12 protein-coding genes are annotated in these 12,640 nt (G+C 45.1%); 11 read left to right on the top strand and 1 reads right to left on the bottom strand.

Annotation, left to right across the window (positions count from 1 at the left end; all coding sequences use genetic code 11):
- Window positions 1–12: 12 nt before the first annotated feature.
- The gene (locus AC4CV5_RS10840) at window positions 13–1,047 is read right to left on the bottom strand and encodes a LacI family DNA-binding transcriptional regulator (protein WP_222143367.1); all 1,035 of its coding nucleotides are present in this window, start codon (window positions 1,045–1,047) and stop codon (window positions 13–15) included.
- Between the two features lie 216 nt (window positions 1,048–1,263).
- Here AC4CV5_RS10840 and AC4CV5_RS10845 point away from each other — a divergent pair, with 216 nt between their 5' ends.
- From AC4CV5_RS10845 to AC4CV5_RS10895, 11 genes are all read left to right on the top strand, one after another.
- Window positions 1,264–2,163 (top strand): dienelactone hydrolase family protein, encoded by a 900-nt coding sequence (locus AC4CV5_RS10845; protein WP_166849453.1) that lies wholly within the window; start codon window positions 1,264–1,266, stop codon window positions 2,161–2,163.
- Window positions 2,164–2,250: 87 nt separating this feature from the next.
- Window positions 2,251–2,751 (top strand): hypothetical protein, encoded by a 501-nt coding sequence (locus tag AC4CV5_RS10850; RefSeq protein WP_222143366.1) that lies wholly within the window; start codon window positions 2,251–2,253, stop codon window positions 2,749–2,751.
- Window positions 2,752–2,952: 201 nt separating this feature from the next.
- On the top strand, window positions 2,953–3,729 hold the full coding sequence (bioW, locus tag AC4CV5_RS10855; protein ID WP_490922745.1) for a 6-carboxyhexanoate--CoA ligase: 777 nt from the start codon (window positions 2,953–2,955) through the stop codon (window positions 3,727–3,729).
- Entirely contained in the window at window positions 3,719–5,065 is a 1,347-nt protein-coding gene (bioA, locus tag AC4CV5_RS10860) for an adenosylmethionine--8-amino-7-oxononanoate transaminase (RefSeq protein WP_490922746.1), read from the top strand. The genes bioW and bioA overlap by 11 nt, the downstream gene beginning before the upstream one ends.
- Window positions 5,055–6,224, top strand: a complete 1,170-nt coding sequence (bioF, locus tag AC4CV5_RS10865; RefSeq protein ID WP_490922747.1) for an 8-amino-7-oxononanoate synthase — start codon at window positions 5,055–5,057, stop codon at window positions 6,222–6,224. The genes bioA and bioF overlap by 11 nt, the downstream gene beginning before the upstream one ends.
- Window positions 6,221–6,916, top strand: coding sequence for a dethiobiotin synthase (gene bioD, locus AC4CV5_RS10870; RefSeq protein WP_222143364.1), 696 nt, complete (start codon window positions 6,221–6,223; stop codon window positions 6,914–6,916). Before bioF ends, bioD begins: the two co-directional genes overlap by 4 nt.
- 2 nt (window positions 6,917–6,918) lie before the next feature.
- Window positions 6,919–7,926 (top strand): biotin synthase BioB, encoded by a 1,008-nt coding sequence (bioB, locus tag AC4CV5_RS10875; protein WP_166849465.1) that lies wholly within the window; start codon window positions 6,919–6,921, stop codon window positions 7,924–7,926.
- Window positions 7,927–7,996: 70 nt separating this feature from the next.
- Window positions 7,997–9,184 carry a biotin biosynthesis cytochrome P450 gene (bioI, locus tag AC4CV5_RS10880; protein ID WP_490922748.1) on the top strand — a complete coding sequence of 396 codons (1,188 nt, stop codon included), beginning with the start codon at window positions 7,997–7,999 and terminating at the stop codon, window positions 9,182–9,184.
- A gap of 80 nt (window positions 9,185–9,264) precedes the next feature.
- Window positions 9,265–10,026 carry an NAD-dependent epimerase/dehydratase family protein gene (locus AC4CV5_RS10885; RefSeq protein WP_166849470.1) on the top strand — a complete coding sequence of 254 codons (762 nt, stop codon included), beginning with the start codon at window positions 9,265–9,267 and terminating at the stop codon, window positions 10,024–10,026.
- 207 nt (window positions 10,027–10,233) lie between these two features.
- Window positions 10,234–11,094 carry a carbohydrate ABC transporter permease gene (locus tag AC4CV5_RS10890; protein WP_148962471.1) on the top strand — a complete coding sequence of 287 codons (861 nt, stop codon included), beginning with the start codon at window positions 10,234–10,236 and terminating at the stop codon, window positions 11,092–11,094.
- A 23-nt stretch (window positions 11,095–11,117) separates the two neighbouring features.
- Window positions 11,118–12,614 carry an extracellular solute-binding protein gene (locus tag AC4CV5_RS10895; RefSeq protein WP_490922749.1) on the top strand — a complete coding sequence of 499 codons (1,497 nt, stop codon included), beginning with the start codon at window positions 11,118–11,120 and terminating at the stop codon, window positions 12,612–12,614.
- Window positions 12,615–12,640 lie beyond the last annotated feature (26 nt).

The following is a 12,640-nucleotide window of genomic DNA, read 5'->3' on the forward strand; positions in this document are numbered from 1 at the left end:
ATGAATGCTTGCTTATGTCACCTCCTTAGCTGTATATCCGCAGCTTTGTCTTACGATTAATGTTGTGGGCAGGGTGACATGGTGAGGAAGCGTTCGGCCATTGAGGCGGTCAAGCAGCAGTTTTACGCCTGTACGGCCCATTTCCTCTGTGTACACCTTCACCGTCGTTAATGGCGTACTGGCAAATTCAGTTTCCTCAATGCCGTTAAAGCTGACGATCGCAGCATCCCGAGGCACTTGGAGTCCGGCTTCCTGAAACGCTTTTAATGCGCCGATCGCCATGGAATCGCTGGCGATAAAGAATGCTTCCGGCAGATTGCCTTGAGCGATTGCTTTCTTCATCAGGCGATAGCCCTCACGCATGCTGTATTCTCCGACCAGCACATGCTCAGGCTGGGGGGCGGCGGACTCCAAAAAGGCGGTCAGCCGTTTGTCTTCAATCGTTCTGCGAATGCTTTGACCGTCCTTCAGCGTATGCTCTTTTTCCTGTCCGCCAATGTAGCCTAGCCGTTTGTAACCAAGGCTGAGAAGGTGATCAATCGCTTGGCGTGAAGCGGATTCAAAATCAATGCCAATCGAATCGTATGTTTGCGGATCAGGAGAATGATTGATAAATACGGCATGTTCCAGCCTTCCGCTGATATGCTTCACTGCTTCATCATGAACACGGCCGATGACAATGACACCATCCAGTTCCCGAAAAATATGCTCCTGAAAGGAACCGAGATGAATTGAATTCGTAATGAAAATTTCTTGTTTAAAGCATTCTTTTTCAATGCCTTTGCGAATCGAAGAAAAATAAGGGTCCTGCCGTTCCTGATCAGGGGACAGACAGCTTAGTACGCCGATCAGCGGCTGGGCCCGCTGTTTTTGCCCGCGGGCTTTCCGGCGTTTGGCAACCGTTTGATAGCCAAGCTCTTCTGCGATCGTGATGACTCTTTGTCTCGTTTCGCCCGCAACAGAAAGCGACTCATCTTCATTTAAAATCCTGGAAACCGTCGCACTGGAAACATTAGCTTTCAAGGCGATATCTTTAATCCGAACCATAGTAATCCCTCTCATCTATTTAGTAAAATATTAACTCCTCTGTTTTGATAAATTGATACTATCATACGAAAGTAAGCGGTTACAATGATTATTTTCGGAATATTTCGTTATATTTACTAAATATTTAGTAAATGATGCGATTTGCATTGGAAAAATAAAGGGGAAACCAGATCCATCTCGTAAATGTGAAGTAAGCGAATAAGGAAGGGTGAGGGAATGAGTACGGAAAGAAGAAAGCAGCTGTTTCGATTGCTTGGAGATTTGCCTGATCGGAGGAAAACCAGTACGGAGATATTGCGTATTGAAGAAAGAGAAGGATATATCATTGAAACGCTTCTGCTCGATCTAAACGGACATGAAAAGGTGCCCGCCTATTTTGTGAAACCGAAGTCTGCAGAAGGGCCGTGTCCAGCCGTATTGTTTCAGCATTCGCATGGCGGCCAGTATGACAGGGGAAAAAGTGAACTGATTGAAGGAGCGGATTATTTGAAAGCGCCATCTTTTGCCCGTGAGTTTACTTCTCTTGGGTACGGCGTGCTTGCGATTGATCATTGGGGATTTGGAGATCGGCGGGGAAAAACGGAAAGCGAGATTTTTAAAGAAATGCTTCTAACCGGAAGAGTGATGTGGGGCATGATGATTTATGACAGTTTAAGAGCGTTAGATTATATGCAGTCTCGTCCTGATGTTCAGCCTGACAGAATCGGAACGATCGGCATGTCTATGGGAGGGTTGATGGCGTGGTGGACAGCGGCGCTCGATGACCGGATTAAGGTGTGTGTGGATTTGTGCAGCCAAGTAGATCATCACGTCCTGATGAAAACAAAGAATCTTGACCGGCATGGCTTTTATTATTACGTCCCGTCGCTTGCAAAGCATTTTTCCGCATCGGAGATCCAAAGCATGATCGCGCCGCGCCCGCACCTTAGCCTTGTTGGTGTACACGACCGGTTAACGCCGGTGGAAGGTATGGACAAAATCGAAAAAGAATTGACGGCTGTGTATGCTGGACAGGGAGCTTCTGATCGCTATCGGATGATCCGTTCCGCTTCGGGGCATTTCGAAACAGCAGTTATGAGGCATGAAGCTGTCCGGTTTTTGCAAAAGTGGCTGTGACCGTTACGGGAAACTGGCAGAAAAGCACAAATTAAAGAGTATTGTCAGAAACACATCAAATTTCTATGAGCGAGGGAAGTGGAACCAATGGAATTACAAGACATTTTGGATTGGGCTTTCCGGCGGCATCTCAATCCAATAAGCTGGTATATTCGCCCCCTCTTTTTACTAGTATTGGTTTATGCTGCGTATAAGCACAGCTGGAAAGGCATTATCATCACTTTTGTATTGATGATGAGCAGTATGGTCTGGTTTCCAGAACCTAAGAAGATTCATCTGCAAATGCAAAAAGTGCTCGAATTCGAGCAAATGCTTTTAAGCAGTCCGGTCTCGGCTGTTTTAACAATTGCTTTCATGATGGTTTTTCTCGGTTTTATTTTGGCTGCTTTCTGGAAGCGGTCGCTTGTATTCGGTTTAATCCTATTGAATGTGACACTCGTTGGGAAGGTGGCCCTGTCCTTATTTTTCACAGGTGAGAATGGCTGGGCACCGTTAGGCAATACGATTTTTGGACTGGTGATGGTAAATGGGATCGCCTTGTTCATCAAGTATCGAAATCGAAAAAAACACAGTGGAATAGACATCTAAGGCTAGGACCGTTTTACTGTAAAACGGTCTTTTTGCTCATTTCAAGAACCAGCCCTAAAAAACAAAATGAAGATTTCTTATATTGACAGAATCATATGTGAATAATAATATTCTAATTGTTAACTTTTATTTATAATTGGTTAACAATTAGAATAGAATGTGATATACGTTCTTTAGTTATCAGTGAAAGGGCGAAAATGGATGCAAGAAGAAACTTTTTATAGTGTCAGAATGAGGGCTTCCATGAATGGATCTCATGAAGACGGCGGAAAGCATATATCTGGCGGAGAACGGCTTATTCCTTTCCATGAGATGAAGCGTACAGTCAATGCCTTATTAGAAAAAGGGTTATCCCATTCAAGGGGAAAGCCTGATTTTATGCAAATTCAATTTGAAGAGGTTCATGAACCGATAAAAGTCATTCAGCCATTGCCGGTGCATACGAACGAAGTGAGCTCCCCAGAAGAGGGACAAAAGCTTGCCCGATTGTTATTGGAAAGAGAAGGCGTTTCACGAGAAGTGATTGAAAAAGCATATCAACAAATCCCTGAATGGGCTGTTGTCAGGGGAGCTATTTTGTTTGATATTCATTCAGGCAAGCGGATTGATCAAACAAAAGGAAAAGGGGTGCGGGTCTCCAGAATGGATTGGCCGGACGCCAATTTTGAAAAATGGGCGCTTCGCTGTCACGTGCCGGCACATTCTAGAATAAAAGAGGCCCTTGCGCTTGCTTCAAAGATTAGCCGGCACCCGGCAGCCGTTGCAGAATTATGCTGGTCAGATGACCCTGATTACATAACAGGATACGTTTCAGGTAAAAAAATGGGCTATCAGCGTATTACAGCAATGAAAGAATACGGGACTGAAGAGGGCTGCCGCATCTTTTTTGTTGATGGCTCCGAAGATATAAACACGTACTTACATGACCTGAAGAAGCAGCCTATTTTGATAGAGTGGGAGGAAGACCATGACTCATGATTTGATAGAAAACAGTAAAAAGCACCTCTGGCTGCCTTTTACCCAAATGAAAGATTACGATGAGAACCCCTTAATTATCGAAAGCGGTACTGGAATCAAAGTCAAAGACATAAACGGCAAGGAATACTATGACGGTTTTTCTTCTGTTTGGCTTAATGTCCACGGGCACCGAAAAAAGGAATTGGATGATGCCATAAAAAATCAGCTCGGAAAAATCGCGCACTCCACGCTATTGGGCATGACCAACGTTCCAGCAACCCAGCTTGCCGAAGTATTAATCGACATCAGCCCAAAAAAGCTCACACGTGTTTTTTATTCAGATAGCGGTGCAGAAGCAATGGAAATAGCCCTGAAAATGGCGTTTCAGTATTGGAAGAATATTGGAAGATCTAAGAAGCAAAAATTTATCGCAATGAAAAATGGGTATCACGGTGATACGATTGGCGCCGTCAGTGTCGGTTCAATTGAACTATTCCACCACGTGTACGGCCCGTTAATGTTTGATAGTTACAAAGCTCCGATTCCTTATGTGTACCGCTCTGAAAGCGGCGATCCTGATGAGTGCCGTGATAAGTGCCTGCGAGAGCTTGAACAGCTGCTCGAGGAACATCATAAGGAAATTGCGGCAATTTCCATTGAATCAATGGTTCAAGGAGCTTCCGGTATGATTGTGATGCCGGAAGGATATTTGGCAGGCGTGCGCGAGCTATGTACAAAATACGATGTCTTAATGATCGTAGATGAAGTAGCTACAGGTTTTGGCCGTACAGGAAAAATGTTTGCGTGTGAGCACGAGAATGTCCAGCCTGATCTGATGGCTGCCGGGAAAGGCATTACAGGAGGCTATTTGCCAATCGCCGTTACATTTGCCACTGAAGACATCTATAAGGCATTCTATGATGATTATGAAAACCAAAAAACCTTTTTTCACGGCCATTCCTATACGGGAAATCAGCTAGGCTGTGCGGTTGCGCTTGAAAATCTGGCATTATTTGAATCTGAAAACATTGTGGACCAAGTAGCGCAAAAAAGTGAAAAGCTCCATTTCCTTCTTCAAGATCTGTACGCTCTTCCCCACGTGGGGGATATTCGGCAGCTGGGCTTTATGTGCGGTGCAGAGCTTGTTCAGTCAAAGGAAAGCAAAAAGCCTTATCCTGCTGATTGGCGGGTTGGATACAAAGTTTCCCTTAAAATGCGGGAGCTTGGCATGCTGACAAGGCCGCTGGGGGACGTGATTGCATTTCTGCCTCCTCTCGCCAGCACAGCCGAAGAGCTTGCAGAAATGGTTGCCATTATGAAACAAGCGATCCAAGAGGTTACCAGCCTTGAAGATTGATGCCTGGTTAAACGAGCGGTTAGACAGAGCGAAGGAAGCCGGCGTATACCGCAACCTGCGGACAATGGATGGAGCCCCGATTCCAGAGAGGGAAATTGATGGAGAGAATCAAACGGTTTGGTCTTCAAACAATTATTTAGGACTGGCAAGCCATAGCCGCTTGATCTCTGCAGCCCAAGAAGCACTGCTCCAATTTGGGGCAGGAAGCAGCGGCTCCCGTTTAACGACAGGCAATTCGGTTTGGCATGAAAAGCTTGAAAAAAAGATTGCCACCTTTAAACGGACGGAAGCGGCTTTACTGTTTTCGAGCGGTTATTTGGCTAATGTCGGTGTCCTTTCATCATTGCCAGAAAAGGAAGATGCCATTTTAAGTGATCAACTCAATCATGCAAGTATAATTGATGGCTGCCGGTTATCTAAGGCTGATACAGTTGTTTATCGGCATATTGATATGGATGATCTTGAAAACAAGCTGAATGAAACACAGCGTTATCAGCGCCGTTTTATCGTAACAGACGGGGTATTCAGCATGGATGGCACGATTGCCCCTCTTGATCAGATCATTTCACTTGCGAAACGCTATCATGCCTTCGTAATCGTTGATGACGCCCACGCCACAGGTGTTTTGGGTGAATCAGGAGGGGGAACGAGTGATTACTTTGGCGTTTGTCCTGACATTGTGATCGGCACCTTAAGCAAAGCTGTTGGCACGGAAGGCGGTTTTGCGGCAGGTTCAGCGGTCTTCATAGACTTTTTGCTCAACCATGCCAGAACATTTATCTTTCAAACTGCTATTCCGCCAGCCAGCTGTGCAGCCGCTTATGAGGCTTTCAACATCATTGAAGCCAGCAGGGAAAAACGTCAGCTTTTATTTTCTTATATCAACATGATCAGAACGAGTCTGAAGAACATGGGTTATGTGGTAAAAGGTGATCATACTCCGATTATCCCTGTGGTCATCGGCGATGCCCGTAAAACTGTCACATTTGCTAAAAAGCTGTATGACAATGGGATTTATGCCCCTGCCATTCGGCCGCCGACTGTTGCGCCAGGTGAAAGCCGGATTCGATTAACCATCACAGCTGACCACAGGGCAAGTGATATTGATCATTTGCTGACATCATTTCATTCAATTGGAAAGGAGCTGCATATCATTTGAGGGGTTTTTTTGTGACAGGAACAGATACAGAAGTGGGGAAAACGGTTATATCCAGCGGTCTTGCCGCTTTATTGCGAGAACATAAAAAAGATGTCGGGGTGTTTAAACCATTTTTAAGCGGTATATCTCGTCATCACCCGGATAGTGATACAAGTCTGCTGAAAGACATGTCGCAGACCAATCTTTCGCATGAAGACATTACGCCTTTTGCCTTCAAAGCGCCGCTTGCACCATATATCGCAGGAAAGCTGGAAGGGAAGGCTGTCACCATGGAAGAGGTCTTAAGCCATTGGGAGCGGATAAGAGAAAAACATGAATGCTTTATTGTAGAAGGTGCGGGCGGTATTTCTGTGCCATTGGGAGAGGATTTTTTAGTCAGTCATGTTATAAAAGCGTTACAGCTTCCCGTCATCATTGTGGCACGTCCTCATCTCGGAACCATTAATCATACCTTTTTAACTGTCCAATATGCACAAAGCATGGGTCTGTCAATCGCCGGAATTGTCATCAATGGAATCAGTGATTCTCCTGACGATGATGAAAAAACCAATCCTGAAATGATTGAGCGCTTATGCGGTGTGCCGATTTTAGGGATTACGCCAAAGCTTGCCAACGTGACGAAAGAAACGGTTCTACATATGGTAAAAGACCATATCAAACTATCATTATTGAAGAATCAAGTGGGGGTATGAGAATGAATCAATGGATGGAACTCGCAGACCGGGTGCTTACTGGAGCAGAAGTGACCGACGAAGAGGCGCTTTCGATATTAAACTGTCCGGATGAAGATATTTTGCTTTTAATGCATGGTGCTTTTCACATCAGAAAACACTTTTATGGAAAAAAGGTAAAGCTCAATATGATTATGAATGCGAAATCAGGACTCTGTCCGGAAAACTGCGGCTATTGTTCACAGTCTGCGATTTCAAAAGCGCCGATTCAGTCGTACCGGATGGTGAATAAGGAAACGCTTCTGGAAGGCGCAAAGCGGGCGCACGATCTGAATATCGGCACATATTGCATCGTGGCAAGCGGCAGGGGGCCGTCCAACAGAGAAGTGGATCAGGTCGTAGACGCGGTGCAGGAAATTAAAGAAACATATGGACTGAAGGTTTGTGCGTGTCTCGGACTGTTAAAGCCGGAGCAGGCAAAGCGGCTGAAAGAAGCCGGAGTAGATCGCTATAATCATAATTTGAATACTTCACAGAGAAACCATTCAAACATTACGACCTCGCATACATACGATGACAGGGTCAATACGGTTGAAATGGCAAAAGAATCGGGGCTGTCTCCATGTTCAGGCGCCATTATCGGAATGAAGGAGACAACACAGGACGTCATCGATATTGCAAGAAGCTTGAAGGCCCTTGACGCAGATTCCATTCCGGTGAATTTTCTGCATGCGATTGACGGCACGCCATTAGAAGGCGTCAACGAATTAAACCCGCTGTATTGTTTAAAAGTGCTGGCGCTGTTCCGTTTTATCAATCCGTCAAAAGAAATCCGCATTTCAGGAGGAAGAGAGGTCAATCTCCGTTCATTACAGCCATTAGGGCTGTACGCCGCTAACTCCATTTTTGTCGGAGATTACTTAACAACTGCCGGACAAGAGGAGACGGAAGACCATAAAATGCTGAATGATTTGGGCTTCGAAGTCGAATCTGTCGAAGAAATGAAGGCCAGTTTAAGTGCGAAAAGCTGAAAGAATCAATAAAAGCAATCGGTGTGATGTCGATTGCTTTTTATTTTTAAATAGTGAGGAGAAGGTACACATGACAATTGCATTTTCAACTGCATCTTCTGAGTTTTTGAAAAAGCCATATCCTTTTTACGAAACATTGCGCGCTGTTCATCCTATATATAAAGGGAGTTTCTTGAAATACCCGGGCTGGTATGTCACAGGATATGAAGAAACGGCAGCTATCCTGAAAGATGCCAGATTCAAAGTCCGTCCTCCGCTTCCTGAGACGTCAATCAAATATCAGGATCTTAAACATGTGCAAAGTCAGATGATACTGTTTCAGAATCAGCCTGATCATAGACGATTACGCACGCTGGCCAGCGGAGCGTTTACGCCGAGAATGGCAGAGAGCTATCGTCCGTATATCAATGAAACTGTCCATCACTTGCTTGATCAAGTGCAAGGTGAAAAAAAGATGGAGGTGATTTCGGACTTTGCTTTTCCTTTAGCGAGCTACGTCATAGCCAGCATTATAGGTGTACCGGCGGAAGATAGGGAGCAATTAAAAGAATGGGCTGCAAGTCTCATTCAAACCATTGATTTTACCCGGTCAAGAAAGGCGTTAACAGAAGGCAATCATATCGCTGTACAGGCTATGGCATATTTTAAAGATCTGATTCAAAAGCGAAAACGGCATCCGCAGCAGGACATGATCAGCATGCTCTTGAAGGGGAAAGAAAAGGATAAGCTGACGGAAGAGGAAGCGGCATCTACATGCATTTTGCTGGCGATCGCCGGACATGAGACAACGGTTAATCTCATCAGCAATTCAGTCCTTTGTTTGCTGCAGCATCCTGAACAGCTTTTTATGCTGAAAGAAAACCCAAATCTTATAGATACCGCAGTTGAGGAATGTTTACGCTATGAAAGCCCCACGCAAATGACTGCCAGAGTTGCATCAGAGGATATTGACATCAACGGGGTGACGATTCGTAGAGGGGAACAAGTCTATCTTCTGTTAGGGGCTGCTAATCGAGATCCAAACATATTCACGCACGCCGATGATTTCGATATAACCAGAAGCCCTAATCCGCATCTTTCATTCGGGCATGGACATCATGTTTGCCTAGGATCCTCACTGGCACGATTAGAAGCAAAGATAGCGATTCATACCCTTCTGCAGCGAATGCCCGGCCTCAAGCTCGCTGGCTCTGAATGGCAGTACCGGCCGCTTTTTGGCTTCCGGGCGCTTGAGCAGCTGCCGGTGACTTTTGAATAAACTAAAAGAGCATGTGAGTGCCAAAAAAGTGTCAGCCCCGGCGAAAATGGGCAATCTATAAAAAAAGGGGAGTGAACACAGTGAAAAAAGTGCTGATCGCCGGCGGAAATGGTGTGATTGGGAGACTGCTTGCTGAAGGGCTTATATCAGATTATGAAGTGACAGTGCTTGATAAAGATGATTTCGATGGCACTGCCTCTTCCATTCAGGCTGATGCGGCAAATTATGAGGAGCTGTTGAAGAAGATTCCGAAAGATACCGATGTGATCTTGAATTTATTGGCTGTCAAAATCAAATACGATGTCATGGACATCGCTGAATTTGAGAAAATGACGGATGTTTTCTATAGGGCAAGCTATTACTTGTGCCGCGCCGCAGCGGAGCTCGGCATTCAAAAGCTCGTGTTCGCCAGCAGCAATCATGTCACAGATGTATACGAAAAGGACGGGCGTTCTCTCTTAGGACGGGAAATCACAACAAGCGATTATCCGTTGTCAAAGAACTTGTACGGTGTATTAAAGCTGACCTCGGAACAGATTGGCCATTTATTTTATTTGGAAAATAAGCTTTCAGTGATCAACCTTCGAATCGGAACTGTCGTCACAGATGAAATGGATACGCTGCATGAAAAAGAACGGGTGAAAAAGACGCTGCTGTCTCATCCCGATTTACTTTCGATTTTCAAAGCTGCCATTGAAACCAATATCCGGTACGGCACTTATTACGCTGTCTCGGATAATCCTGGCCGGCCATGGTCCATTGAATCCGCTGTCAATGAACTTGGATTTTCACCTCAAATCAATACTGCCGAGCTTCTGAAAGAGGAAGAGAACGGAGCATAATCATTTTCTAAGATTATGCTCTTTTTCTTTTGTCATCAGTTCTCATTCACGGCAAGCCCCGCAGCGAAAGGGACTCTGTTCAAATGATTATAGACATGGCAATCACAGATTTGCTACATTTTAGACACGATATCGTCACATGCTGCAGCTCGTTTAAAAAAGAATGATAACGCTTACAAAAGAGAGGTGGGAGCTATCGCACATTCACTGAAAAATCGCCTGTTTGATATTTTGATTTACGGGTTTTTGCTGATGTTCGCTTTAATATGCGTACTTCCGTTTATTCATGTCATCGCGGCTTCTTTCGCCACAGTAGAAGAAGTTGTGTCGAAAAAATTTATTTTAATACCGACCACTTTTTCGCTTGATGCTTATCGTTACATTTTTTCAACAGATATTATTTATAAGAGTTTGCTTGTTTCTGTGTTTGTGACAGTGATAGGCACTGCAGTCAGCATGTTTCTTTCGTCACTGATGGCTTACGGGTTATCCCGCCGTGATTTAATCGGCCGGCAGCCGCTCATGTTTCTCGTCGTATTTACGATGCTCTTCAGCGGCGGCATGATTCCGACTTTCCTTGTAGTCAAATCGCTTGGATTGCTCGATTCTTACTGGGCGCTCATTTTGCCGACAGCCATTAATGCCTTTAACCTGATCATTCTGAAAAACTTCTTTCAAAATATCCCGTCAAGCCTGGAAGAGTCGGCGAAAATCGACGGGTGCAATGATCTGGGCATTTTCTTTAAAATTGTGCTGCCGCTGTCTCTTCCTGCGATCGCAACGATCTCGCTATTTTATGCGGTTACGTATTGGAACACGTATATGACGGCGATCTTGTACCTAAATGATTCAGCAAAATGGCCGATTCAGGTGCTTTTACGCCAAATCGTGATTGTATCAAGCGGGATGCAGGGGGATATGTCAGAAATGGGGTCAAGCAGTCCGCCGCCGGAGCAAACCATCAAAATGGCGGTCATAGTGGTGGCGACTATCCCAGTTCTGCTTGTCTATCCTTTTATACAAAAGCATTTTGCAAAAGGAGCTTTGCTGGGATCTGTCAAAGGATAAAAAATATGAAACGGAGGGGTACGATGGGAAACAAATGGAGGGTGCTTTTGATTGTGCTTGTACTTGCACTCGGAGGAGTGCTGGCGGGCTGTAAAGGGGCTGATCAGTCTTCAGCTGAAGGCAAAGCTGACTCGGATTCAAAGGTAAAGCTGTCTTGGATGGCGATTTTGTACCACCAGCAACCGCCGAAAGACAGAGCAATTAAAGAAATTGAAAAGCTGACAAATACAGAGCTGGACATCACCTGGGTTCCAGACGCGGTGAAAGAAGACAGGCTGAATGCCGCGCTTGCAGCCGGCAATCTTCCGCAAATCGTGACCATTCAGGATATTAAAAATTCGTCAGTCATGAATGCCTTCAGATCAGGAATGTTCTGGGAGATTGGCGATTATATCAAGGATTATCCGAACTTAAGCAAAATGAACAAACTCATTAATAAAAACGTAACAATCGACGGCAAGCTCTACGGGATATACCGAGAACGTCCGCTTTCCAGACAGGGGATCGTCATTCGGAAGGACTGGCTGGACAATTTGAATTTGAAAACGCCGAAAACGCTGGATGAGCTTTATGAAGTGGCCAAAGCGTTTACGGAGGACGACCCGGATAAAGATGGGAAAGACGATACATTCGGGCTGACAGACCGCAATGACTTAATTTACGGCGCGTTTAAAACGCTTGGCTCGTATGAAGGCATGCCGACAGATTGGAAGGAATCAGGCGGCAAATTCACGCCTGATTTCATGACGCAGGAATACAAAGATACAATGATCTATATGAAAAAACTGCGTGACAACGGCTATATGAATAAGGATTTTCCTGTCACAAGCAAAACCCAGCAGCAGGAGCTGTTTTCTCAAGGTAAAGCCGGCATCTACATTGGGAATATGGTAGATGCGGTTAATCTGCGCGACCATGCCTCCGATAAATCGATGAAGCTTGAAATCATCAACCGCATAAAAGGCCCAGATGGGAAAGAGCGGGTGTGGGCATCAGGAGGGCATAACGGCTTGTTTGCTTTTCCAAAAACGAGTGTGAAAACGGAAGCTGAGCTTAAACGGATTTTGGCGTTTTTTGATCGAATTGCCGAAGAAGACGTCTATAGCCTGATGACTTATGGCATTGACGGCGTTCATTACAACAAAGGAGAGGGCAAAACGTTCACACGCGAGGAAAGCCAAGTGAAAGACTGGCAGACTGATATTCAGCCGCTGTCCGCCTTAATCGCCATTGATAAAGCCTACTTAAAAAACACTGGGGATCCGCTTCGGACGGCGTACGAGGAGCTGACCGAAGACAATGAAAAGATCATCGTCCCAAACCCTGCTGAAAGCCTGTATTCTGCTGCGGAGTCGGAACGGGGGGATGAACTGAAGAAAATTATTGATGATGCGACCTATAAATATATGATTGGAGACATCACAGAAAGCCAGTTTGATCAAGAAGTGGAAAAATGGGAGTCAAGCGGCGGAAAGCAGATTATTCAGGAGTACGAAGAAGCGTTTAAACAAGCAAAATAACACTGGAAAAACCCAAAACGTGTAAG

This window comes from Bacillus sp. NS1 (genome assembly GCF_058248265.1).

Coding starts and splice junctions, on each gene's coding strand:
- bioA (WP_490922746.1), top strand. CDS start 3,719: ATGACTCATGATTTGATAGAAAACAGTAAAAAGCACCTCTGGCTGCCT.
- AC4CV5_RS10895 (WP_490922749.1), top strand. CDS start 11,118: ATGGGAAACAAATGGAGGGTGCTTTTGATTGTGCTTGTACTTGCACTC.
- bioW (WP_490922745.1), top strand. CDS start 2,953: ATGCAAGAAGAAACTTTTTATAGTGTCAGAATGAGGGCTTCCATGAAT.
- AC4CV5_RS10850 (WP_222143366.1), top strand. CDS start 2,251: ATGGAATTACAAGACATTTTGGATTGGGCTTTCCGGCGGCATCTCAAT.
- bioB (WP_166849465.1), top strand. CDS start 6,919: ATGAATCAATGGATGGAACTCGCAGACCGGGTGCTTACTGGAGCAGAA.
- AC4CV5_RS10845 (WP_166849453.1), top strand. CDS start 1,264: ATGAGTACGGAAAGAAGAAAGCAGCTGTTTCGATTGCTTGGAGATTTG.
- AC4CV5_RS10840 (WP_222143367.1), bottom strand. CDS start 1,047: ATGGTTCGGATTAAAGATATCGCCTTGAAAGCTAATGTTTCCAGTGCG.
- bioI (WP_490922748.1), top strand. CDS start 7,997: ATGACAATTGCATTTTCAACTGCATCTTCTGAGTTTTTGAAAAAGCCA.